The 23,563-nt window shown below is 66.0% G+C and carries 18 protein-coding genes; 13 read left to right on the forward strand and 5 right to left on the reverse strand.

The window, feature by feature from the left end; all coding sequences use genetic code 11:
• A partial coding sequence (locus tag C5F46_RS12525) for a glycoside hydrolase family 3 N-terminal domain-containing protein (RefSeq protein WP_328588576.1) occupies positions 1 to 755 on the reverse strand: 755 nt, incomplete at its 3' end.
• Between the two features lie 84 nt (positions 756 to 839).
• Here C5F46_RS12525 and C5F46_RS12530 point away from each other — a divergent pair.
• From C5F46_RS12530 to typA, 12 genes are all read left to right on the forward strand, one after another.
• A complete protein-coding gene (locus tag C5F46_RS12530) occupies positions 840 to 2,594 on the forward strand; it encodes an ABC transporter ATP-binding protein/permease (protein ID WP_107325687.1) in 1,755 nt (584 codons plus the stop codon).
• The gene (locus tag C5F46_RS12535; RefSeq protein ID WP_107325688.1) at positions 2,591 to 3,823 is read left to right on the forward strand and encodes a glucoamylase family protein; all 1,233 of its coding nucleotides are present in this window, start codon (positions 2,591 to 2,593) and stop codon (positions 3,821 to 3,823) included. Before C5F46_RS12530 ends, C5F46_RS12535 begins: the two co-directional genes overlap by 4 nt.
• Before the next feature lie 80 nt (positions 3,824 to 3,903).
• On the forward strand, positions 3,904 to 6,402 hold the full coding sequence (locus tag C5F46_RS12540; RefSeq protein WP_107325689.1) for a cation:proton antiporter: 2,499 nt from the start codon (positions 3,904 to 3,906) through the stop codon (positions 6,400 to 6,402).
• A 262-nt stretch (positions 6,403 to 6,664) separates the two neighbouring features.
• Positions 6,665 to 7,954: an urea ABC transporter substrate-binding protein gene (gene urtA / locus C5F46_RS12545; protein WP_107325690.1), complete on the forward strand. Its 1,290-nt coding sequence runs from the start codon at positions 6,665 to 6,667 to the stop codon at positions 7,952 to 7,954.
• Positions 7,955 to 8,023: 69 nt separating this feature from the next.
• A complete protein-coding gene (gene urtB, locus C5F46_RS12550) occupies positions 8,024 to 9,952 on the forward strand; it encodes an urea ABC transporter permease subunit UrtB (RefSeq protein ID WP_407947325.1) in 1,929 nt (642 codons plus the stop codon).
• Between the two features lie 86 nt (positions 9,953 to 10,038).
• Complete coding sequence (gene urtC / locus C5F46_RS12555; protein WP_107325691.1) at positions 10,039 to 11,271, forward strand: urea ABC transporter permease subunit UrtC; 1,233 nt, start codon at positions 10,039 to 10,041, stop codon at positions 11,269 to 11,271.
• Entirely contained in the window at positions 11,268 to 12,011 is a 744-nt protein-coding gene (gene urtD / locus C5F46_RS12560; RefSeq protein ID WP_107325692.1) for an urea ABC transporter ATP-binding protein UrtD, read from the forward strand. Before urtC ends, urtD begins: the two co-directional genes overlap by 4 nt.
• Complete coding sequence (gene urtE / locus C5F46_RS12565) at positions 12,008 to 12,706, forward strand: urea ABC transporter ATP-binding subunit UrtE (RefSeq protein ID WP_107325693.1); 699 nt, start codon at positions 12,008 to 12,010, stop codon at positions 12,704 to 12,706. Before urtD ends, urtE begins: the two co-directional genes overlap by 4 nt.
• Before the next feature lie 108 nt (positions 12,707 to 12,814).
• Positions 12,815 to 14,809 (forward strand): heavy metal translocating P-type ATPase, encoded by a 1,995-nt coding sequence (locus tag C5F46_RS12570; RefSeq protein ID WP_107325694.1) that lies wholly within the window; start codon positions 12,815 to 12,817, stop codon positions 14,807 to 14,809.
• A gap of 7 nt (positions 14,810 to 14,816) precedes the next feature.
• Entirely contained in the window at positions 14,817 to 15,419 is a 603-nt protein-coding gene (locus tag C5F46_RS12575; RefSeq protein WP_107325695.1) for a YitT family protein, read from the forward strand.
• A 6-nt stretch (positions 15,420 to 15,425) separates the two neighbouring features.
• Positions 15,426 to 15,758, forward strand: coding sequence for an SMR family transporter (locus C5F46_RS12580; RefSeq protein ID WP_107325696.1), 333 nt, complete (start codon positions 15,426 to 15,428; stop codon positions 15,756 to 15,758).
• Positions 15,759 to 15,818: 60 nt separating this feature from the next.
• Entirely contained in the window at positions 15,819 to 17,636 is a 1,818-nt protein-coding gene (gene typA, locus C5F46_RS12585; RefSeq protein WP_107325697.1) for a translational GTPase TypA, read from the forward strand.
• A gap of 81 nt (positions 17,637 to 17,717) precedes the next feature.
• On the opposite strand, the gene C5F46_RS12590 is transcribed toward typA, so the two are convergent.
• The 4 genes from C5F46_RS12590 to recA all read right to left on the reverse strand — a co-directional run bounded on the left by C5F46_RS12590 (position 17,718) and on the right by recA (position 22,748).
• Positions 17,718 to 18,512: a class II glutamine amidotransferase gene (locus C5F46_RS12590; protein ID WP_107325707.1), complete on the reverse strand. Its 795-nt coding sequence runs from the start codon at positions 18,510 to 18,512 to the stop codon at positions 17,718 to 17,720.
• A gap of 114 nt (positions 18,513 to 18,626) precedes the next feature.
• Entirely contained in the window at positions 18,627 to 18,926 is a 300-nt protein-coding gene (locus C5F46_RS12595; protein WP_107325698.1) for a DUF1330 domain-containing protein, read from the reverse strand.
• Positions 18,923 to 21,580, reverse strand: coding sequence for an alanine--tRNA ligase (gene alaS / locus C5F46_RS12600; protein WP_107325699.1), 2,658 nt, complete (start codon positions 21,578 to 21,580; stop codon positions 18,923 to 18,925). The genes C5F46_RS12595 and alaS overlap by 4 nt, the downstream gene beginning before the upstream one ends.
• 100 nt (positions 21,581 to 21,680) lie before the next feature.
• Positions 21,681 to 22,748, reverse strand: coding sequence for a recombinase RecA (gene recA / locus C5F46_RS12605; protein ID WP_107325700.1), 1,068 nt, complete (start codon positions 22,746 to 22,748; stop codon positions 21,681 to 21,683).
• Between the two features lie 206 nt (positions 22,749 to 22,954).
• Here recA and C5F46_RS12610 point away from each other — a divergent pair, with 206 nt between their 5' ends.
• The gene (locus C5F46_RS12610; protein WP_107325701.1) at positions 22,955 to 23,563 is read left to right on the forward strand and encodes a hypothetical protein; all 609 of its coding nucleotides are present in this window, start codon (positions 22,955 to 22,957) and stop codon (positions 23,561 to 23,563) included.

Consider the following 23,563-nt stretch of genomic DNA (forward strand, 5'->3'; position numbering starts at 1 on the left):
TGCCCCCCCCGCAGCCAGCCCTGCAAAAGATCGGTGTGCGCGGTGGCGGGTTGGCCGGCGATGTCGTTGAAGGCGGGCATGATTGCCGCCACGCCCGCCTGAACGGCGGCGGCGAAGGCGGGCAGATGCACCTCGGCCAGGTCGCGCGGCGAAGGGTCGGCGCTGGCATAATCGCGGCCCGCCGCAACCGCACCATAGGCGCCCAGATGTTTGGCGGTGGCCGCAATCCGCGCCGGATCGGCCAGCGCCGCGCCCTGAAATCCGCGCACCTTGGCCGCAGCCCATCGCGCCGCCAGCACCGGCGATTCCCCCGGCCCCTCGCAGATCCGGCCCCAGCGCGGATCGCGCGCCACATCCAGCATCGGTGCAAAGGTCAGCCCGATACCATCGGCGGCGGCCTCGGATGCGGCGGCGGCGGCGGTGCGTTGCCACAGGTCGGGGTCAAAGGCCGCAGCCTCGGCCAGTGGCACCGGAAAGATCGTGCGGTGACCATGCACCACGTCAAACCCCACCAGCAGCGGAATGCCCAGACGGCTGCCCTCGACCGCGGCGCGCTGTGCGGCGCGCACCGCATCGGGCGACCACAGGTTGAGAATGCTGCCCGCGGCGCCCGCGCGGATCGCATCGACCGAGACCGGCATTGCCTTTGGCCCGGTCTGCGCCCATTCGCCGGTGATCATGGTCAGTTGACCAACCTTCTCGGGCAGTGTCATCTGCGCCAGCAGGCGGCCCGGATCGGCAGAAGTGTCCCCCATGTCTGGCCCGCCCCTGTTAGTGCCTCACATTCCTTCCGGCTCGGGCCTGCGCCCGGACCCGGCCAACACCCGAGATCCGATCCCGTGCCGATTGACAACAGCGATACCAGCAAAGCCCGCGCCGCGGTAGGCCGATCCGTGCCCGGCACGGCGCTGTGGCTGCTGCGCAGACTGAGGCGCGGCGCCCCCCGGCAGGCCCGGCTGATTGCGCTGATGCTGGCGGCGGTGTTTGCCGTGGTGCTGGCCAATACCTTTGGACAGGTGCGGCTGAACCAGTGGCAAGGCGCCTTTTACAACGCCCTCGAACGCCGCAACCTGCCCGATTTCGTGGCCGAGATCGGGGTGTTCTTTGTGATCGTTGCGGGGCTTTTGACGCTGGGGGTGGCGCAGACCTGGATCGACGCCACACTGAAGGTCAAGGCCCGCGCCTGGGTGACGGACCATGTGCTGTCGGCCTGGCTGCAACCCCGGCGCGCCTATCTGCTGGGCTTTTCGGGCGAGATTGCGCGCAACCCCGATCAGCGCATTTCGCAGGATGCGGCGCGGCTGACCGATCTGACCATCGCCTTCACGATCGGGCTGGGGCAGGCCAGCCTGCTTTTGGTCAGCTTTCTGGGCGTGCTGTGGACGCTGTCGGCCGAGGTGGTGTTCTCGTGGCGGGGCGAGAGTTTCACGATCCCCGGCTATATGGTCTGGTGCGCGCTGGCCTTCACGCTGATCGGCTCGGTCCTGACCTGGGCGGTGGGGCGGCCGCTGGTGGCGCGCAACGCCGAAACCTTTGCACGCGAAGGGGTATTTCGCACAGAACTGGTGCGGATCAGCGAAAACGCCAAGGTCATCACGCTGGAGGGTGGCGAGGCGGGCGAACGCGCGCAGACGGGCCGGGCGCTGGGGCATCTGGTCGTGGCATTGCAGATGCTGGCCAATGCCCGCGCCCGGCTGACATGGATCACCGCGGGCTATGGCTGGATCGGGCTGGTGTTTCCGATTCTGGTGGCGGCGCCGGGCTATTTTGCGGGCAACATGACGCTGGGCAGCCTGATGATGGTGGTGGGTGCCTTCAATCAGGTGCAGAACTCGCTGCGCTGGTTCATCGACAATTACCCCGGCATTGCCGAATGGCAGGCCGCGCTGCAACGGGTCAGCGCGCTGCTGGTCAGCCTTGATGCGCTGGACGCAGACCACGACCCCGCCCCCCGGATCGAGGCTGACGCCGCCACAACCGACCGGCTGGTGCTGGACCGGCTTGCGGTCCGCCTGCCCGACGGGGGGCAAGGCTGCGTGACCTTGTCCGAGCCGAGGGTCGAGATCGCCCCCGCCGAGCGGGTGCTGATCCTCGGCGCACCGGGCAGCGGCAAGACCACGTTATTCATGGCGCTGGCCGGACTTTGGCCCTGGGGGCAGGGCCGCATCCTGCGACCCGCGGGGTTCCGGGCGATGTTTCTGTGCGAACAGCCCTATATTCCCGATGGAACGCTGATCCATGCGCTGGCCTATCCGCAGGGCTCGGTGGATTTCGCATCCGACCGAGCGGCGCGGGCACTGACGGATGCGGGGCTGGGCCATCTGGTGGACCGGCTGACCGAGCACAACGATTGGGATGCCGACCTGTCGCTGGGTGACCGCCAGCGGCTGGGCATTGCCCGGCTGATCCTGCATGCCCCCGACTGGGCAATGCTGGACGATTGTCTCAGCGCGCTGGACGATGGCGCGGGGCATGACCTGCTGGCGCTGCTGAAAACCCGGCTGCCCGGCACTGCCTTCGTGGTGCTGGCCCACCGCAACGATCAGGAGAACTTCTATACCCGCGTGATCGGGCTGAAAGGAGCCACGCCATGATCCCCGATGCCGGCCTTGACGATGCCGCTCTGCTGGAGGCAGTGCAGCGCGCGCATTTCAGCTATTTCTGGGATCACGCCCACCCGGTCAGCCATCTGGCGCGCGATCGCAGCACCCGCGATGTGGTGACGATCGGCGGCACCGGCATGGGGCTGATGTGCCACATCATCGCCGCCGAACGCGGCTGGCTACCGCGCGCCGCCGTGGTGGACCGGCTGTCGCGGATGCTGGCCTTTCTGGAACAGGCCGAACGCCGCAACGGCCACTGGGGCCATTTCCACGATGGCGCCACGGGCCGGATTGTGCCGTTTTCGGCCCGCGACGATGGCGCCGATCTGGTGGAAACCGCCTTTCTGGCTGCCGGGCTGTTGTGCCTGCGCCAGTATTTCAACGCCCCCGGTGACGCCGCCCTGCGCGACGCCGCCGACCGGCTGTGGCGCGGCATCCGCTGGGATGCGCATCTGCAACCGGGCGACCCCGCGCTGTACTGGCACTGGAGCCCACGGCACGGTTTTGCCATGCGCCACCGCGTCACCGGCTGGAACGAATGCCTGATCACCTATGTTCTGGCGGTCGCCTCGCCCAGCCATCCGGTGCCCGAAAACTGCTATCATCAGGGCTGGACCGACAGCCCCGTATTCCGCAACGGCGCGGTGCATCACGGCTACGACCTGCCGCTTGGGCCGCCGATGGGCGGGCCGCTGTTCTTTTCGCACTATTCCTTTCTCGGGCTCGATCCGCGCGGGCTGGCCGATCGTTACGCCGACTACTGGCGCCAGAACCTGCACCATACGCTGATCAACCGCGCCCATTGCATCGCCAACCCGCAGGGCCATGCCGGATATGGCCCCGATTGCTGGGGGCTGACGGCCTCGGATACGCCGGGCGGCTATACCGCCCATTCGCCGCTGAACGACCTGGGCGTGATCACCCCCACCGCGGCGCTGTCGGCGATGCCCTATGTGCCCGACCTGTCGCTGCGCGCGCTGCGCCACCTGCTGACCAACCATCCGCAGGTCTGGGGCGAATGGGGCTTTCGCGATGCCTTCTGCCCCGGCACCGGCTGGGTGGCCGAGGCGACGCTGGCCATCGACCAGGGGCCCATCGTGATCATGATCGAGAACCACCGGACCGGCCTGATCTGGTCGCTGCTGATGTCAGCCCCCGAGATTGGCGACGCGCTGGCGCGGCTGGGTTTTGCCCCGCCACCGCCGGTGCTGACCGCCTGAATCTGCCCTGCACCTGCCCCGCGTCGCGCTGCGCCCTTGCGGCACTTTCCCGAACGCGCCTGACCCGGTATCACCACGATATGAGTATCGTTGTCCTTGTCGGGGCCATTGCGGCCCTGCTGATCGTGATCAGCCTGTCCGAGCCGCTGGCAACGCGGCTGAGGTTGCCGTTCAGCGTGGTGCTGGCGGTGGTGGGGGCGCTGTTGGGCAGCGGGGCGGTGCTGTTGCAGGCCAGCGACCTGAGCAACAATTTCGACCCGCAGGCGCTGGCGGTGCTGTCGCTGCCGATCCGGTCGTCAGTCTTTCTTTACGTGTTTCTGCCGACGCTGCTGTTTCAGGTGGCGCTGGGGCTGAATCTGCGCCGGATGATGGATGACTGGGTGCCGATTCTGGTGATGGCCGTGGCTGCGGTGGTGGTGGCCACCATCTTTGTCGGTGCCGCGCTGCAACCGATCACCGGCCTGTCGCTTCTGGCCTGCCTGCTGCTGGGGTCGATCGTCTCGACCACCGACCCCTCGGCAGTGGTCAGCATCTTTCGCAACATCGCCGCCCCGCAGCGGCTGACCCGCATTGTCGAGGGCGAAAGCCTGCTGAACGACGCCGCCGCCATCGCGCTATTCGGCTTTTTCCTGACATTTGTGATGGCGGGCGTGCCAAACCCGACGCTGCGCGATGCGCTTGTGGGCTTTCCCACGCTGATCTTTGGCGGGGTGGCCATCGGCTGGGTTGCGGCGCGGGTCGGACTGACGGTGATGGCAAGGATGCCCGCGCATCCAATGGCGCAGGTCACGCTGTCGCTTGCGCTGCCCTATGTCACCTACATCCTGTCGGAACGCGCGCTGGGCGCCTCGGGGGTGATCGCGGTGGTGGTGGCGGGGATGACGATGAACCTGATGGGGCCGGGGCGGCTTGCCCCGGCGGTCTGGTCCTATCTGCGCGGCGTCTGGGATGTGCTGGCGCATTGGGCAGGGGCGTTCATCTTCATACTGGCGGCGCTGCTGATCCCGCGGCTGCTGGGCGATGTGCATCTGTGGGATGTGGTGCTGATCGGCGTGGTGACGGCGGCGGCCATTGCGGCGCGGGTGGTCATGCTGTGGGGGGTGCTGCCGCTGCTCAGCCTTGCAGGGCTGTCGCCGCGGGTGGAACGGCCCTACCGGGTGGCTATTCTGTGGGGGGGGCTGCGCGGGGCGGTCACGCTGGCGCTGGCGCTGGCGGTGACCGAAAACCCGCTGGTCCCACCCGAGGTCAAGCGGCTGGTGGGGATTCTGGCCACCGGCTTTACCCTGTTCACGCTGTTTGCCCAAGGCACCACATTGCGCTGGATCATCACACGGCTGGGGCTGGCCAGGCTTGCGCCGCTGGATCTGGCGCTGTCCAATCAGGTGATCGCGGTTGCGCTGCAAAACGTGCGCGAAGAGGTGGCCGAAACCCTGCGAGAGCATGAACTGGACCACGACATCCTGCGCGCCGAGGCCAAACGGTTCGGCGAGCGGCTGGACAAGGCCGTGGCGCGAGCCGAATCGGCGGGCGATATCCCCGACCGTGACCGCGTGACACTGGGCCTGCTGGCGCTGGCCGGGCGCGAACGCGACCTGATTCTGGAAGGGTTCCGACAGCAACTGATCTCGCCGCGGCTGGTGGAACAGATGCTGTCGGATGCCGACCGGCTGATCGAACGCACCCGCACCGGCGGGCGCACCGCCTATCGTGAGGCCGGGCGGCAGGCGCTGGGCTATGGCCGCTGGCACCGCTGGGCGGTGCTGGCGCATAACCGGCTGCGGCTGTCGGGGGCGCTGGCGCGGATGACGGCCGACAGGTTCGAACTGTTGTTGAACCAACGGCTGATCCTGCGCGACCTGCACAGCTATATCGACCGCAAGATCCGCCGCATCCATGGCCGCCGTCTGGCCGACCTTCTCCACGAATCCTTGCGCCGCCGAGAGGAGGAAACGGCAACCGCGCTGGAGGCGCTGCGGCTGCAATACCCCGGCTATTCCGACGAGATCGAGCGCGGTTTCATCCGCCGCACAGCCTTGCGGCTTGAGGAACACGAATACGACCTGTTGCATGACGACGGGCTGATCGGGCGCGAGTTGCACCTGACCCTGCGCCAGCGCATCGGCGCCGAGCGCGCCCGGCTGGAGCAGCGCCCGAAACTCGATCTGGCGGTGCAGAAATCGGAACTGGTGCGCCAGTTTCCGCTGTTTGCCGACATGACCGAAGATCAGCGCCGCCGCCTCGCCCGGCGGCTTTCCACGGTCTATGTGCAACCCGGCGAGGTGCTGATCCGCAAAGGCGACGCGGCGCGCAACGTGTTCTTCATCGCCTCGGGCGCGGTCGAGGCCGAAACCGCGGGGCAAAAGCTGCGGCTTGGGCGCGGCGAGATGGTGGGGCAACTGGCGATCCTGACCCGGCGCACACGGCGCGCACAGGTCACCGCGATCAGCCACGGCACGCTGTTGCGGCTGGACGACGCCCGCTTCAAGCGCCTGATCGCGGGAAACCCCGGTCTGCGCGCCGCCGTAGAGGAAAGCTGCCGCAAGCGCGGTGTTACGCTTGACCTCAGCGAGATTGGCTAAGCGCCCGAAGAAGGCCGCCCAACCAACCAAAATCCGCACGTTTTTTCCTCATACGACCCGCTTTCGCCTGCGAAACCGGCAGCTTTGCGGATTTTTTGACGCGCGCTTGCCGCGCCTTGGCCCACCGCTTGCCGCACCGCGGCATCGCGGTTCTGTTTTTCCTGCGGCTGCCTGCGGCGCCGCGATGGATCAACGGCTCAGCCGCCTGCCAGAACCCGGACGGATGATCCGGGCGGGGCGCGACCACCACAGGAGAGGGAATATGACCGCATTCAAGGGAACCATGTCAGGGACCGCTATGGCGCTGGTCCTGGCGCTGGCTGCCAGCGCCGCGCAGGCCGCCGACGACACGATCAAGGTGGGCGTGCTGCATTCGCTGTCGGGCACGATGGCAATTTCGGAAACGACTCTGAAAGATACCATGCTGATGCTGATCGAGGAACAGAACGCCAAAGGCGGCGTTCTGGGCAAGAAGATCGAGGCGGTGGTGGTCGATCCGGCCTCCGACTGGCCGCTGTTTGCCGAAAAGGCGCGCGAATTGCTGACCGTCTCGGATGTCGATGTGATGTTCGGCTGCTGGACCTCGGTCAGCCGCAAATCGGTGCTGCCGGTGATCGAGGAGCTGAACGGCCTGCTGTTCTACCCGGTGCAGTATGAGGGCGAGGAAAGTTCGAAGAACGTCTTTTACACCGGCGCCGCACCGAACCAGCAGGCGATCCCGGCGGTGGATTATTTCCTCGAAGAGCTGGGCGTGGAAAAATTTGCGCTGCTGGGCACCGACTATGTCTACCCCCGCACCACCAACAACATCCTTGAAAGCTACCTTCAGCAAAAAGGCATCGCCAAGGACGACATCTTTGTGAATTACACCCCCTTCGGCCATTCCGACTGGTCCAAGATCGTGGCTGACGTGGTGGCGCTGGGGGCCGACGGCAAGAAGGTGGGCGTGATCTCGACCATCAACGGCGATGCCAACGTGGGCTTTTACAAGGAACTGGCAGCCGCGGGCGTTTCGGCCGACGACATTCCGGTGGTGGCCTTCTCGGTCGGCGAAGAGGAACTGTCGGGGCTGGATACCTCAAACCTTGTCGGCCATCTGGCGGCCTGGAACTATTTCCAGTCGGCCGACACCCCGGCGAATGCCGAATTCATCGCCAGGTGGAAGGCCTTTGCGGGCGAAAACCGCGTCACCAACGACCCGATGGAGGCGCATGTGATCGGCTTCAACATGTGGGTGCAGGCGGTGGAAAAGGCGGGCACAACCGATGTCGATGCCGTGCGCACCGCAATGTATGGGCTTGAGGTGCCGAACCTGACCGGCGGCGTGGCCAAAATGCTGCCCAACCACCACCTGACCAAGCCGGTGCTGATCGGAGAGATTCAGGCCGATGGCCAGTTCGACATCATCAGCCAGACCGAGCCGGTGGCGGGCGACGCCTGGACCGACTTCCTGCCGGAATCGGCCAAGCTGGAAAGCGATTGGCCGGGCCTTGGCTGCGGCATGTACAACACCGAAACCAAGACCTGCGTGCAGATCAAGTCGAACTACTGAACCGGGCGGGGCGCGGGTTCGCCCGCCCCCTCCCTTTTCATGCCGGGGGCAAACATGCGGCAGATACTGATGATGTTGGTCGCGGTGATCCTTTTCACCGCGCCGGCGGCCTTGCGCGCTGAAACCGCAGCAGAGCTTTTGACCGAAAACCGGGCGCTGATCGAGAAATCCTCGCGGCAAAGCATCGGCCCGGTGATCGGCGCGCTGGCCGCAAGCGGCGATCCCGCCGCGCAGGCGGTGCTGGAGGCCTGGGCCGACAAGCGGCTGGGCCTGCGCAAATCCGACGGCGCGTTTTTCCTGCTGACCGAAACGCCCGAGGGCTTTGCCCTGACCGATCCGGCGGGCACCCCGGCGGGCAGCGCGGCCAAGGCCGAAATTACCGCGCTGAAACCCAACAGCGGTGTGCGCGGCCTGATCGCCACGGCACTGGTGCAATTCCAACTGTCTGACCCCGATCCTGCGAAACGCGCAGCCGCCTTGGCATCGATTGCCCGCGATCCCCTGCCCGACCACCTTGAACCCCTCGCCGCCTCGCTGGCCCGCGAAACCGATCCGGCGATCACCGCCCGAAAGGCGCGTCTGGCCAGCCTGCTGACCCTGCGCTTTCACCCCGACAGCGCCACCCGCGTGGCCGCGATCGACAGCTTTGGCGCCGATCTGGGGCTGGACCTGCGCGGTGCGCTGAACCCGCTGCTGGCGACCACCCGTATCGCCGCAACGGCCGCACCCGAAGGTGCGAACATCGCAGCCGAACTGGAACCGGGCTCCGATATCGCACTCGAAGCTGCCTATGACCTGCTCGTGGCCGCAGGCCGCGCCCCCGCCCGTCTGACCCTGGCCGATCAACGCGCAGCACTTCTGGCCCATGCGCAGGGCGGTAGCGTGGGCGGCGTGGCGGTGGCCGATCTGGCCGATCAGGCCGCCCGCGACCGCGCCTACACGGCGCTGGAACAGGCAGGCCTTGTGCCCACCGCCGCCACCGAAGACGAGGTGACGGCCGCCATCGCCGCGCACCGTTTCTTTGATGTCTATGCCGAACCCGACCCGGCAGTGACCACCGCCGCACAGGCCGCATTGGCCCGGATTTCACTCAAGGTGGGCGCGATGCAGGCCGCCGACCTGTCGCTTGATGCACTCTCGCTGGCCTCGATCTACTTCCTTGCGGCCATCGGGCTGGCCATCACCTTCGGCGTGATGCGGGTGATCAACATGGCGCATGGCGATTTCATCATGCTGGGCGCCTATACCGGCTACGTCACGCAGCAGATCATCCCCGATTACACGACCTCGATCCTTGTGGCGCTGCCCATGGCTTTTGCCGTGACCTTCGCCGCCGGTGTGGCGATGGAACGCCTGGTGATCCGCCATCTCTACCGCCGCCCGCTGGAAACGCTTCTGGCAACCTTCGGCATCTCCATCGCGCTGCAACAACTGGCAAAAAACATCTTCGGCACGCAGGCCCGCCCGCTGACCTCGCCCGCCTGGCTCGACGGGGCCTGGGTGCTGAACGATGTCGTGTCGATCAGCTATATCCGCATCGCCATCTTTGTGCTGGCGCTCATGTTTCTGGGGCTGTTCCTCTTCATCATGAAACGCACCCGCCTCGGCCTCGAAGTGCGCGCCGTCACGCAAAACCCCGGCATGGCTGCCTCGATGGGCATCAACCCGGATCGCATCAACATGCTGACCTTCGGCCTCGGCTCAGGCATCGCGGGGGTGGCGGGCGTGGCGATCGGGCTGTTCGCCAAGGTCACCTCCGAACTGGGGTCCGACTATATCGTGCAAAGCTTCATGACCGTGGTCGTGGGGGGAGTGGGCAATATCTGGGGCACGCTAGCAGGCGCCACCCTGATCGGGTTCTTCCAGAAGGGGATCGAATGGCTGAACCCCTCGAACACGCTGGCCGCACAGACCTACATGATCCTGTTCATCATCCTGTTCATCCAGTTCCGCCCGCGGGGGATCATCGCCCTCAAGGGCCGCGCCGCGGGGGATTGATCCATGCCCTTCCCCTCACCTTGGTCGAAATATCCCACGGGGGTCCGGGGGTGTGAAACCCCCGGCCCAACCGCAAAGGTCCGCGCATGACACCTGGCAGCCTCTCCCGAAATCCCTCTGTGCTGATCTTCCTGGCCACGCTGGCCCTGTTCACGCTGGCCGTCACGTTCCTGTCCGAGGCGGCGGGGGCGGGGCTGATCTCCACCTCGTTCGTGAAGACGCTGGGCAAGACCCTGTGCCTGTGTCTGATCGCCCTTGCCATGGACCTGATCTGGGGCTTTGCGGGCATCCTGAGCCTTGGGCATTTCGCTTTCTTCGCGCTGGGCGGCTACATGATCGGCATGTGGCTGATGTATGCCCGAACCGAGGTGATCGTAGTCGAGGCGCTGGCGGGCGCGGGCCTGCCGCCCACCCCGCAGGAAATCCGCGATGGCATCGCCTCGCAGATCTTTGGCGTCGTCGGCGGGTCGGACTTGCCCGCGATCTGGGCCTTTGCCGGGTCGCTGCCGGCGCAACTGGCGCTTGTGGTGCTGGTGCCGGGCACGCTGGCGCTGGTCTTTGGCTGGCTTGCGTTCCGCTCGCGCGTGACCGGGGTTTACCTGTCGATTCTGACGCAGGCGATGACGCTGGCGCTGGCGCTTTATCTCTTTCAGAACGACAGTGGGCTGCGCGGCAACAACGGGCTGTCAGGGTTGCAAAACATCCCCGGCGCCGAGGCGGTGGGGCAAGACTGGCTATCGGTGTGGTTTTTCTGGGCCTCGGCGGCTGCGCTGGGGCTGGGCTATGCGCTGGCGGCCTGGGTCGTTTCGGGCAAGTTCGGCAGCGTGATCCGCGCGATCCGCGATGACGAGGCGCGGGTGCGGTTTCTGGGCTATCCGGTCGAGGTTTACAAGCTGACCGTCTTTACCCTGACCGCCGTGATCACGGCCATTGCGGGGGCGCTGTATTACCCGCAGGCGGGCATCATCAACCCCGCGGAAATGGCGCCCATCGCCTCGATCTATCTGGCGGTCTGGGTCGCCATCGGCGGCCGCGGGCGGCTTTACGGGGCGGTGATCGGGGCGGTGTTCGTGTCGCTCTTGTCAAGCTGGTTCACCGGCGGACGCGCGCCCGACCTGAACCTTGGCTTTTACACCGTGAAATGGGTCGATTGGTGGCAGATCGTTCTGGGGCTGTCGTTCGTGCTGGTCACGCTTTACGCCCCGCGCGGCATCGGCGGGCTGTTCGACCTGATCGCGGGGCTGCGCGCCCCCGACCGCCGCGGCGCGGCGCTTGGCCCCGGTGACGGCGCCCTGCGCGAACAGGAGGCCAAGGAATGAGCGCACTTCTGGAAGTGTCGGGCATCTCGGTGACGTTTGACGGTTTCCGTGCCATCAACAATCTGTCGTTCGAGATCGGCCCGGCCGAGCTGCGCGCGGTAATCGGCCCGAACGGGGCGGGCAAGACCACCTTCATGGATATCGTCACCGGCAAAACCCGGCCCGACAGCGGCAAGGTGCTGTTTGGCGAGCGGTCGGTGAACCTGCTGGGCATGACCGAGGCGCAGATCGCGCGCGCGGGCGTGGGGCGCAAGTTTCAGCGCCCGACGGTATTCGAAGATCAAAGCGTTGCCGAAAACCTGATGATGGCGCTCAAGGCCGACCGGGGGCCGTTTGCAGTGCTGCGCTGGCGCCCCCGGCCCGAACATCATGCCCGCGTGGCCGAGCTGGCATCCGAGGTCGGGCTGGCCGACCATCTGCCCCGCAAAGCCGGGGAATTGTCGCACGGGCAGAAACAATGGCTGGAAATCGGGATGCTTTTGGCGCAGGAGCCGCGGCTGCTGCTGGTCGATGAACCCGCCGCCGGCATGACGCTGGCCGAACGCGAACACACCACGCGGCTGCTGGTCGATCTGGCAAAAACCCGCGCCGTGGTGGTGGTCGAACATGACATGGACTTTGTGCGGCGGCTGGCCTGCAAGGTGACGGTGCTGCATGAGGGCGCGGTTCTGGCCGAAGGATCGCTGGATCACGTCACCCGCAATCCGGCGGTGATCGAGGTTTATCTGGGGCGGGGATGATGCTGAAAACCCAAGGTCTTACGCTGCATTACGGCAGTAGCCAGATCCTCTACGGGATCGACATGGAGGCCCGCGCGGGCGAGGTGACCTGCGTGATGGGCACCAATGGCGTAGGCAAGACCAGCCTGCTGAAGGCGCTGGCGGGCAGCCATCCGCGGTCGGGCGGCAGGCTGTGGCTGGACGGCGAGGAACTGGCCCCCCTGCCCGCGCAGGCGATGGCGCGGCGCGGGGTGGCGGTGGTTCCGCAGGGGCGGATGATCTTTCCGCTGTTGACCGTGACCGAAAACCTTGAGACCGGGTTTTCGGTTCTGCCGCGTGGCGGACACCGGATTCCCGCCGAAATCTATGACCTGTTCCCGGTGCTGAAGGACATGGCGCAGCGCCGCGGCGGCGATCTGTCGGGCGGCCAGCAACAGCAACTGGCCATCGCCCGCGCGATGATCATGCGCCCGCGCGTGCTGCTGCTGGATGAACCGACCGAGGGCATCCAGCCCAACATCATCCAGCAGATCGGCCGGGTGATCGACTATCTGCGCGGGCGTGGCGATATGGCGATTGTGCTGGTCGAACAGTATTTCGACTTTGCCTATGGGCTGGCCGACCGGTTCTATGTGCTCAAGCGCGGGGCGGTCGATCTGGCGGGCACCAAGGCGGAACTGGGGCGCGAGGCGGTGCGGGCCTCGGTTTCGGTCTGACCCCGCGTCTGACTGTCGCGGCCGCAGCCGCTTTCAGGCTGTTGTCAGGAATGGCGAGGCAGTAGGCTGTCTTCGGCACCGAGGCGTGGCCGAAAGGGGCGCGGCACCATGAGTTTCAATATTTCCTCCGACCGCGCGCTGGCGGTCCTGACCGGGCTGACCATGCTGGGCATGGCTGTCGCGCTGGCCGGGGCCTTTGTGCACCCCAGCCTGCTGGGGCCGGGCGGGCTGGATCTGGGCGAACGCGGGATGGGCTGGCTGACGCTTGCAAGGCTGGAACTGGCGGGGCTGGGGCTGGTCTATCTGGCCGGCGGCGTGCCCGCGACGATTGCCGCGCTGGAGGCGCTGTTGCGCGAAGGCAAGCTGGACATCGACCTGCTGATGGTCGTCGCCGCGGCGGCCGCGGCGGCGGTGGGGGCGGCACTGGAAGGCGCGGTGCTGCTGACGCTGTTCTCGATCTCGACCACGCTGGAGCATCGCGCGATGGGCCGCGCCCGCCGCGCGGTCGAGGCGCTGATGGAACTGCGCCCAGATACCGCGCTGCTGAAGGGCACTTCGGGCGTGACCGAGGTGGCGGTCGAAACGCTGCGGCCCGGCGATGTGGTGGTGCTGCGCCCCGGCGCGCAGATGCCGGTGGACGGGGTGATCGCGCAGGGCCAGGGCTCGATCGACGAATCCACCATCACCGGGGAATCGAGCGCGGTTCAAAAGGGCCCCGGCGCCAAGGTCTATGAGGCGACGGTCAACCTGACTGGCGTGCTGGAAGTGACGGTCACCCGCGCCGCCGCCGACAGCACGGTGGCACGCATGGTGCAACTGGTGACCGAGGCGCAGGCGGCCAAGGCCCCCTCGGAACGGTTTAGCGCCTGGTTCGGGCAGCGCTATACGGTGGCGGTTCTGCTGGGGTCGATCGCCGCCTATCTGGCCTTCCTGTGGCTGGGCCGCCCGCCGCAGGATGCGCTTTACCGCGCGGCCACGCTGCTGGTGGCGGCCAGCCCCTGCGCGATTGTGATTTCGGTTCCTGCCGCGATTCTGTCGGCGCTGTCGGCGGCGGCGCGGGGGGGCGTTCTGTTCAAGGGCGGCGCCGCGCTGGAAACGCTGGCCAAGGTGCGCAGCTTTGCATTTGACAAGACCGGCACCCTGACCACGGGCCGCGCCGAGGTGGGGCTGATCGTGGCCGCGACCGGGACTGAGGCCGCGGTGCTGCGGCTGCTGGCCGGGATCGAGGCGAATTCCGAACACCCGATCGCCGATGCGATCCGCCGCGCCGCGGATGCCCGCGGCATCCCTCCGGCACCGGTGTCCGATGTGCGCGCAATCCACAGCGAGGGGGTGACCGGCACCGATGCCGACGGGCCGGTCTGGGCGGGCAACCTGCGACTTGCGGCCCGGATGGGGGCCGAAAGCGCGGCGCTCGCGCTGGCGGGGCGGCTGGACGACGCTCAGACAGTGGTCATTCTGGGGCGCGGCGCGCAGGTGCTGGGCGGGCTGAGCCTTGCCGATCAGCCGCGCGCAACCTCGGCCGCGGGCATCGCCGCGCTGCGCCGGGCCGGGGTGGGCCACATTGCCATGATGACCGGCGACCGCCGCACCGTGGCCGAGCGGATTGGCGCAGAGCTGGGGATCGACCGCGCCGATATCCACGCCGAACTGCTGCCCGAAGACAAGCTGCGGCTGGTGGCCGACCTGTCGGCGCATGGCAAGGTGGCCTTTGTGGGCGACGGGGTGAACGATGCCGCCGCCCTCGCCCGCGCCGATGTGGGCATCGCGATGGGCGCAGCCGGCTCGGACGTCGCGTTGCAGGCCGCCGATGTGGCGCTGCTGTCCGAGGACATGGCGCGGCTGGCCGCGGCGCATCGGCTGGCCCGGCGTGCCGCGATCATCATCAAGCAGAACCTGACCTTTGCCATGGGCGCGATGCTGCTTCTGGTCACGGGCGCGCTGTTTTTCGAACTGCCGCTGCCGCTAGCGGTGATAGGCCACGAAGGCGGCACGGTTCTGGTGGTGCTGAACGGGCTGCGACTGCTGGCCGACCCGATCCGCGCCGACACGCGCCCGGCGGGCAACACCGGGGCTGGACGCCGGGCGCGTGCTGCGGCATGACGCCGCCATGACCCGGCCGCCACGCCATACCCTGACCGAAGACGCACAGGCCCTGGCCTATGGTGCGGGCATGGCGGCCTTTGGCATCGTGATGCTGACCCATCTGGGTTTTGTCACCGGCCAGACCGCCGGGTTGGCAGTGCTGATTTCCTACGTCACCGGCTGGGGCTTTGGCCCGGTGTTCTTTGCCATCAACCTGCCCTTCTACTGGCTGGGCTACCGCCGCATGGGGCTGGCCTTTACGGTAAAAACCTTTCTGGCCGTTGCCGCCCTGTCGGGGCTGTCGATGGTGCTGCCCGACTATGTCAGCTTTGCCAGCCTGCACCCGGCGGTGGGGGCGGTGCTGATCGGCTTTGTCTCGGGCTCGGCATTGTTGGCGCTGTTCCGCCATGGGGCGAGCCTGGGGGGGATCGGCATTCTGGGGCTGTATCTGCAAGACCGCACCGGCTTTCGTGCAGGCTGGACGCAGATGATCTTTGACGCGTGCCTGTTTTCTGTCGCATTGCTGATACGCGACTGGCAGACGGTTGCCTGGTCTGCCCTGGGCGCGCTGGTGCTGAACGTGGTGATCGCGATCAACCACCGGCGCGACCGCTATATTGCGACGTGATCCGTGATGAAAACCTATCTTTACCTTCTGATCGCCGTGCTGTTCGAAACCTTCGGGTCAAGCTGCCTTCAGGCCAGCCAGCAATTTACCCGGCTCTGGCCCTCGGTCGGGGTGGCCATCGGCTTTGCCGGGGCGTTCTGGTTCTTTACGCTGGTGCTGAAGGAACTGCCGCTGGGCATCACCTATGCGCTGTGGTCGGGCATCGGGATCATTCTGATCACGCTGTCAGGGCGCTTCATCTTCGGGCAGAAACTCGACCTGCCCGCGCTTCTGGGCCTTGGCCTGATCATCACCGGAATCCTCGTGATCCATCTCTTTTCCCGAACCGCCTCGCATTAGGCTGGCCAAAGGACCGCATTTCGACTATGCGCGGCACCGCAGCATCAAACGGCAGGACCCATGGACCTTCGCAATATCGCGATCATCGCGCACGTTGACCACGGCAAGACGACCCTGGTCGATCAGCTTCTGAAACAATCGGGCGCGTTTCGCGAAAATCAGGCTGTGGCCGAACGCGCGATGGACAGCAACGACATCGAACGCGAACGCGGCATCACCATCCTGGCCAAGGCCACCTCGGTCGAATGGAAAGGCACGCGCATCAACATCGTCGATACCCCCGGCCACGCCGATTTCGGCGGCGAGGTGGAGCGTATCCTGAGCATGGTGGACGGCGTCTGCCTGCTGGTCGATGCCGCCGAAGGCCCGATGCCGCAAACCAAATTCGTGACGTCGAAGGCGCTGGCGCTGGGGCTGAAACCCATCGTCGTGCTGAACAAGGTGGACAAGCCCGCGGCCGAACCCGACCGCGCGCTCGATGAGGTGTTCGACCTCTTTGCCAACCTTGGTGCCACCGACGAACAGCTTGATTTCCCGCATGTCTATGCCTCCGGCATCGGCGGCTGGGCCGACGAGACGCTGGATGGCCCGCGCAAGGATCTGTCGGCGTTGTTCGATCTGATCGTGCGCCATGTCGAGGCGCCGAAACAGCTTGCCCATGAAGGCGAGCCGTTTCGGATGCTGGCCACCACGCTGGGAATGGACCCGTTCATCGGCCGCATCCTGACGGGGCGGGTCGAATCCGGCCGACTGAAGGTGGGCGATACGCTCAAGGCGCTGTCCCGCACCAACGACCGGATCGAACAGTTCCGCGTCTCGAAAATCCTGGCCTTCCGCGGCCTCGGCCAGCAGGCCATCGACGAGGCGGTGGCGGGCGATATCGTCACCATCGCGGGCATGACCAAGGCCACCGTGGCCGACACCTTGTGCGACCTGTCGGTCGATACCGCGCTGCCCGCCCAGCCGATCGACCCGCCGACCATCAGCGTGACCTTTGGCATCAACGACAGCCCGCTGGCCGGGCGCGACGGGTCAAAGGTGCAGTCTCGCGTGATTCGCGAACGGCTGATGAAAGAGGCCGAATCGAACGTGGCCATCAAGGTCGAGGATACGCCGGGGGGCGATGCCTTTGTGGTGTCGGGCCGCGGCGAATTGCAGATGGGCGTGCTGATCGAAAACATGCGCCGCGAGGGGTTCGAGCTGTCGATCTCGCGCCCGCGGGTGATCTACCGCGACATCGACGGGGTTCGGCATGAGCCGATCGAAGAGGTCATCGTCGATGTCGATGACGAATATTCCGGCGTCGTGATCGACAAGCTGACCGGCAGCCGCAAGGGTGAACTGGTCGAAATGCGTCCCGCAGGCCATGGCAAGACGCGGATCGTGGCGCATGTGCCGTCGCGCGGGTTGATCGGCTATCAGGGCGAGTTCATGACCGACACCCGCGGCAACGGCGTGCTGAACCGCATCTTCCACGCCTGGTCGCCCTACAAGGGGCCGATCCAGGGCCGCCGTCAGGGTGTGCTGATCTCGATGGAGAATGGCGTTTCGGTGGCCTATGCCCTGTGGAACCTGGAAGAGCGCGGCAAGATGTTCATCGGCGCCCAGGAACAGATCTACACCGGCATGATCATTGGCGAGCATTCGCGCGACAACGACCTGGAGGTAAACCCGCTGAAGGGCAAGAAACTGACCAACGTCCGCGCCTCGGGCACGGATGAGGCGGTGCGGCTGACGCCCCCGGTGCGGATGAGCCTGGAAGAGGCCATCGCATATATCGACGATGACGAACTGGTCGAGGTGACGCCCAAGATCATCCGCCTGCGCAAACGCTATCTGGACCCGCACGAACGCAAGCGGATGTCGAAAGAGGCCTGAGGCGGCACCCCTGCCCCGCCGTGGCCGCCTGCATGATCTGCGGGAGCCTCCGGCGGGGATATTTGGGCCAAGATGAAAGGGTCAGGCTGCGAGTATGGCCAGCGCCGGGCAGAACGGCTCTATCCGCATTTCGGCGCCCTCGAAGACGCAAAAGGCACCTTGCGGCAATTCTTCCCAACCCGCCTCGTCGGATTCGAGCGGCTCTGACACCACGGCGCGGCCGCGGCGACTGTCGGACCAGCGGTGATAGAGCGAAGGCGCGAAGGGGTCGGTGGCATAGCGTACCGCATAAAGGCTTTGGCCATCGGAAAAGGCGCAGGTCAGGCGCACATGCGGCGCGGCGCCCTTGGCACGGCTGAGCGCCTCGAACCGGGCGGTGGCGCGTTCCAGCGCGGCCTTGGGATCGCGGTCGAGCCCCTCGCCAAGCGCCACCAGAAACAGCGCCTCGCTGTCGGTGGCGCCCTTGCGGTGCGGATAGAGCGTGTCTGGGATCAGCATTTCGGCATCGCGGCGGAAGGCGTCATAGCCGCCGATCTGGCCGTTGTGCATGAACGACCAACGCCCCACCGCAAAAGGATGGCAGTTGTTGCGACTGGTGGCGGTGCCGGTGGAAGCGCGCACATGGGCCAGGAAAAGCCCCGATTTCACCTGCGCGGTCAACGAGCGCAGGTTCGGGTCGGACCAGGCCGGCATCACGTCACGATAGAGCCCCGGCTCGGGCCGGTCGGCATACCAGGCGATGCCGAAGCCGTCGGCATTGATCGCGGTGTGGCATTGCGTGGCGCAGTGGCTTTGATGGATCAGCGAATGCTGAGGCCGACTGATGATGTCTTCCAGAAAGATCGGTTGCCCCACATAGGCGGCCCAACGGCACATCTGCGCACCCTTCCCCATTCGGGGTTTCAGCCGCGCGTCAGGCCGCACGGCGCCTTATGACGATGGCGTCATGTTATCGTCATGCGCGCGCGGCAGGAAGAGGGTTGATGCAGATCAGGGGGCGACTTCCTCGACGACCACAAGATCGCGGATCGCGGCGCCGCGGGCATGATCGAGCGCCGCCTGATAGGCGGGCGAGTTGTAGCAGGCCACCGCGGCCTCAAGGCTTGGGAAACGCGCGACAACATTGCGCGCCCGGTCGTGCCCCTCAAGCTGGACATAGCGCGTGGCGCGGGCAAGAAAGACCCCGCCATGGGCGGCGATCGCCTCGGTCGCCAGCGCGGCATAGCGACCATAGGCCGCAGGATCGGTCACCTCGACATGGGCGATCCAGAGGGCGGTTGGGGCGGTCATGGCGCCGTCCCGATCACAGCCTCGACCGCGGCCACGGCCTCGGACGATTTCGTGGCATCGCTGCCACCCGCCTGCGCCATGTCGGGCCGGCCGCCGCCGCCCTTGCCGCCAAGCGCCTCGGCCGCGGCCTTGACCAGATCGACCGCTGACAGGCGCGCGATCAGATCCGGGGTGACCCCCGCGGCCACCGCCGCCTTGCCGCCGACATCGGCCACGATCAGCACCGCGCCTGAACCGATGCGCGCCTTCAGATCATCCACCAGCGCGGGCAGATCCTTGCCCGAAACCCCGGCAACTACCTGAGCCATGAAGCGTATTCCGTTGATATCCTTGGCCTGCGGCCCGCCCGCGGTACCGCCGCCCATCGCCAGTTCGCGGCGCAGTTGCGCCACCTCATTGGCAAGCTGGCGGCGTTCGTCGGCCAGTGCGCGCACGCGATCGACCACCTCGGCGGGTGCCGCCTTCAGCGCCGCGCCAATCTCGGCCAGCCGAGCGGCCTGCGCCTTGAGGTGATCAAGCGCCGCCTGCCCGGTCAGCGCCTCGATCCGCCGGACCCCGGCCGAAGAGGCGCTGTCGCCCAGCGCCACAAAGGCGCCGATATCGCCGGTGCGCGCCACATGGGTACCGCCGCACAGCTCAAGGCTGTAGGTGGCGCCATCGGAGCCTTTGCCGGAGCCGGCCAGATGGCCCATCGAAACGACCCGCACCTCGTCGCCATATTTCTCGCCGAAAAGTGCCTGCGCCCCCAAGGCGCGCGCGTCGTCGGGTGTCATGATCCGGGTGTCAACGGCGGCGTTCTGGCGGATATAGGCATTCACCTCGGCCTCGACCGCCGCCAGTTCCTCGGGCGCCAGCGCCTTGGCGTGGCTGAAGTCGAAACGCAGCCGGTCTTCGGCGTTCAGGCTGCCCTTTTGTGCGACATGATCGCCAAGCGCCCGGCGCAGCGCCTCGTGCAGAAGGTGGGTGGCCGAATGGTTGGCACGGATCGCGGCGCGGCGGGTATGGCTGACCTCCAGCTTGGCGGGCTGGCCGCGGCGCAGTTCGCCCTCGGTCACCGTCGCCAGATGGACGAAGACGCCCGCCGTTTTCCGGGTGTCGGTGACATGAGCCAGCCCGGTTTCGGTGCGAATCCAGCCCGCATCACCCACCTGCCCGCCGGATTCCCCATAGAACGGGGTCTGGTTCACCACGATCTGCACCGCGCCGGTGGCCGCCTCGGCCTCTGCCCCGTCGATCACCAGCGCCAGTATCTCGCCCTCGGCGGTTTCGGTGTCATAGCCCAAAAACTCGGTCGTGCCGTTCTTTTCGGCCAGTTCGAACCAGATCGTGGCATCCTTGGCCTCACCCGAGCCCGCCCAGCTGGCCCGCGCCTTGGCCTTCTGCTCGGCCATCGCGGCCTCGAAGCCTTCGGTTTCCACGGTGCGGCCTTGTTCGCGCAGCGCGTCCTGCGTCAGGTCAAGCGGGAAGCCGTAGGTGTCATAGAGCTTGAACGCCGCCGCCCCCGGCAGCGCGGCACCCTCTGGCAGGCGCGCAAGCTCGTCATCCAGAAGCTTCAGTCCGCGGTCAAGCGTCTGCTTGAACCGCGTTTCCTCCAGTTTCAGCGTCTCTTCGATCAACGCCTGCGCACGGGTCAGCTCCGGATAGGCCGCGCCCATCTGGCGCACCAGCGCCGGCACCAGCTTGTGCATCACCGGATCGACCGCGCCCAGCATATGCGCGTGGCGCATGGCGCGGCGCATGATGCGGCGCAGGACATAGCCGCGGCCCTCGTTCGACGGCATCACCCCGTCGGCGATCAGGAACGAGGTCGAGCGCAGATGGTCGGCGATCACCCGGTGATGGACCTTGCCGGGGCCATCGGGGTCGGCGCTGGTGGCATGCGCGCTGGCCTCGATCAGGCTGCGCATCAGGTCGGTGTCGTAGTTGTCGTGCTTGCCTTGCAACAGCGCGCCGATCCGCTCCAGCCCCATGCCGGTGTCGATCGACTGCATGTCAAGGTCGCGCTTGGTGCCATCAGCGAACTGTTCATATTGCATGAACACGAGGTTCCAGATCTCGATGAAGCGATCACCGTCTTCGTCAGCCGAGCCCGGAGGGCCGCCCCAGATATGCTCGCCGTGATCAAAGAAGATCTCGGTGCAGGGGCCGCAGGGGCCGGTCGGCCCCATCATCCAGAAGTTGTCATTGGTGGGGATGCGGATGATCCGGTCATCGCTCAGCCCGGCGACCTTTTTCCAGATATTCGCCGCCTCGTCGTCGGTGTGATAGACGGTGACGAGAAGCCGATCCTTCGGGATGCCGAAATCCTTTGTCAGCAATTCCCAGGCAAAGGGGATCGCGTCAGATTTGAAATAGTCGCCAAAGCTGAAATTGCCGAGCATTTCAAAGAAGGTATGGTGGCGCGCCGTGTAGCCCACATTGTCGAGATCGTTGTGCTTTCCGCCCGCCCGGACACATTTCTGCGCGGTGGTGGCACGCTTGTACTCACGCGTTTCTACCCCGGTGAAGCAGTTCTTGAACTGAACCATACCCGAGTTGGCGAACATCAGCGTGGGGTCGTTGCGCGGCACAAGCGGGCTGCTGTCCACCACGCGGTGGCCATTCCGCTCGAAATAGCCAAGGAAGGTAGAGCGGATATCGTTCAGGCTGGGCATGTCTGGGGCCTCTTGGGGCAAATTCGGCTTTCCGTTTAGCGCCCGCCCTCGGCCCTGTCCAGAAAGAGAAAGACCGGGCGCAACCGCCCGGCCCCGTGGCTCAATCTTCCATCACGCCATCGTCGGACTCGGTGGCACCGAAATCGAGCCCGTGGCTCGCGCGGATCTTGTCCTCGATCGCATTCGCCATCTCGGGGTGATCACGCAGGAACTGCTTGGCATTCTCGCGCCCCTGGCCGATGCGTTCATCGCCATAGGAATACCAGGCGCCCGATTTCTCAACCACGCCCGCCTTCACCCCCAGATCGACCAGCTCGCCAACCTTGGAAATGCCCTCGCCATACATGATATCGAATTCCACCTGCTTGAACGGCGGCGCAACCTTGTTTTTGACAACTTTCACGCGAGTCTGGTTGCCCACCACCTCGTCACGGTCCTTGATCGCGCCGATCCGCCGAATATCCAGCCGCACGCTGGCGTAGAATTTCAGCGCGTGGCCACCCGTGGTGGTTTCGGGGTTGCCGAACATCACGCCGATCTTCATCCGGATCTGGTTGATGAAGATCACCATGCAATTGCTGCGCCCGATGCTGGCGGTCAGTTTGCGCATCGCCTGGCTCATCAGCCGGGCTTGCGCACCCACGGTCGCATCGCCCATGTCGCCCTCGATCTCGGCCTTGGGCGTCAGCGCCGCCACCGAGTCGACCACCACAAGACTGACCGCACCCGACCGCACCAGCGTATCGACGATTTCCAGCGCCTGTTCACCGGTGTCAGGCTGCGAAATCAGCAATTCGTCAAGGTTCACGCCCAGCTTGCGCGCATATTGCGGGTCAAGCGCGTGTTCGGCATCGACAAAGGCGCAGACCCCGCCCTTTTTCTGCTCTTCGGCAACCACATGCAGCGTCAGCGTGGTCTTGCCCGAGCTTTCCGGGCCATAAATCTCGATCACGCGGCCTTTCGGCAAGCCGCCGATCCCCAGCGCGATATCCAGCCCCAGCGAGCCGGTCGAGGTTGCCTCGATGTCCATCACCGGGTTGTCGACGCCCAGCTTCATGATCGACCCCTTGCCGAACTGCCGTTCGATCTGGGCCAGCGCACTGTCGAGCGCCTTTTGTTTGTCCGCACTGCGCTTGTCGTTCATCTCGAAAAGGCTCGCCGTTGCCATTGCCTCAATCCTTATCCCACAGCACCGGCGCGGCGGCAATCGCTGCGCCATGTCATTTTGTTCACTTCCCGTTCTCGCTTTTATGAGATCAAAACAAGAACAACGCAAGTCCATCTTTTTCGATCCTCGCGTGATGTGGTTAAGAACTCGTTTACGCGCACCGTTTACGGCTGTAGGTCACGCGCAGGTGGTGCAAGGCAGGCAAGATGCTCATTTTCTGGCAACAAAGGCTGGTTCTTCTGGCCACCCCCAAGACCGGATCAAGCGCCGTTTCGGTCGCCCTCGAATCGCTCGCCTCGGTCACTGTCGCCCGCCCGCCGCAGTTGAAACATACCTCCGCAGAGCGCTATCGCCGCCATGTCGCGCCGTGGATCGAGGCAGCCTCGGGCCACAGCTTCGACGTCGTGGCCCTGATGCGAGAGCCGCAGGACTGGCTGGGCAGCTGGTATCGCTACCGCCAGCGGGAGGCGATTCTGGGGCAGCCAAACAGCACAGCCGGAATCGGCTTTGACGATTTCGTGTGCGCCTATATGTCGTCGGAACGCCCCGCTTTCGCCGATCTCGGCTCACAGGAGGGTTTTCTCAGCCTGCGTGACGGCAGCCTCGGGGTTGATCGGGTGTTTTGCTACGAAGATATCGGGCGGTTCGTCGGCTTCCTCGAAGACCGACTGGATTTCGAGATTCATCTGCCGCGGGTAAATGTCTCGCCCGCGGGCGTTACAACCCTGAGCGACACCACAAGACAGCGCCTGACCGCGCACAGTTCCGCAGATTTTGCGCTTTACGCGCGGGTCCGGGCGGGAGAAACCGCCTGA

This window comes from Phaeovulum veldkampii DSM 11550 (genome assembly GCF_003034995.1).
Taxonomy (GTDB): Bacteria; Pseudomonadota; Alphaproteobacteria; order Rhodobacterales; family Rhodobacteraceae; genus Phaeovulum; species Phaeovulum veldkampii.

What these genes read in the sequence shown, in the direction of transcription:
- C5F46_RS12535 (WP_107325688.1), top strand. Translation starts at nt 2,591, where the DNA reads ATGATCCCCGATGCCGGCCTTGACGATGCCGCTCTGCTGGAGGCAGTG.
- C5F46_RS12540 (WP_107325689.1), top strand. Translation starts at nt 3,904, where the DNA reads ATGAGTATCGTTGTCCTTGTCGGGGCCATTGCGGCCCTGCTGATCGTG.
- urtA (WP_107325690.1), top strand. Translation starts at nt 6,665, where the DNA reads ATGACCGCATTCAAGGGAACCATGTCAGGGACCGCTATGGCGCTGGTC.
- urtB (WP_407947325.1), top strand. Translation starts at nt 8,024, where the DNA reads ATGATGTTGGTCGCGGTGATCCTTTTCACCGCGCCGGCGGCCTTGCGC.
- urtC (WP_107325691.1), top strand. Translation starts at nt 10,039, where the DNA reads ATGACACCTGGCAGCCTCTCCCGAAATCCCTCTGTGCTGATCTTCCTG.
- urtD (WP_107325692.1), top strand. Translation starts at nt 11,268, where the DNA reads ATGAGCGCACTTCTGGAAGTGTCGGGCATCTCGGTGACGTTTGACGGT.
- urtE (WP_107325693.1), top strand. Translation starts at nt 12,008, where the DNA reads ATGATGCTGAAAACCCAAGGTCTTACGCTGCATTACGGCAGTAGCCAG.
- C5F46_RS12570 (WP_107325694.1), top strand. Translation starts at nt 12,815, where the DNA reads ATGAGTTTCAATATTTCCTCCGACCGCGCGCTGGCGGTCCTGACCGGG.
- C5F46_RS12575 (WP_107325695.1), top strand. Translation starts at nt 14,817, where the DNA reads ATGACCCGGCCGCCACGCCATACCCTGACCGAAGACGCACAGGCCCTG.
- C5F46_RS12580 (WP_107325696.1), top strand. Translation starts at nt 15,426, where the DNA reads ATGAAAACCTATCTTTACCTTCTGATCGCCGTGCTGTTCGAAACCTTC.
- typA (WP_107325697.1), top strand. Translation starts at nt 15,819, where the DNA reads ATGGACCTTCGCAATATCGCGATCATCGCGCACGTTGACCACGGCAAG.
- C5F46_RS12590 (WP_107325707.1), bottom strand. Translation starts at nt 18,512, where the DNA reads ATGTGCCGTTGGGCCGCCTATGTGGGGCAACCGATCTTTCTGGAAGAC.
- C5F46_RS12595 (WP_107325698.1), bottom strand. Translation starts at nt 18,926, where the DNA reads ATGACCGCCCCAACCGCCCTCTGGATCGCCCATGTCGAGGTGACCGAT.
- alaS (WP_107325699.1), bottom strand. Translation starts at nt 21,580, where the DNA reads ATGCCCAGCCTGAACGATATCCGCTCTACCTTCCTTGGCTATTTCGAG.
- recA (WP_107325700.1), bottom strand. Translation starts at nt 22,748, where the DNA reads ATGGCAACGGCGAGCCTTTTCGAGATGAACGACAAGCGCAGTGCGGAC.
- C5F46_RS12610 (WP_107325701.1), top strand. Translation starts at nt 22,955, where the DNA reads ATGCTCATTTTCTGGCAACAAAGGCTGGTTCTTCTGGCCACCCCCAAG.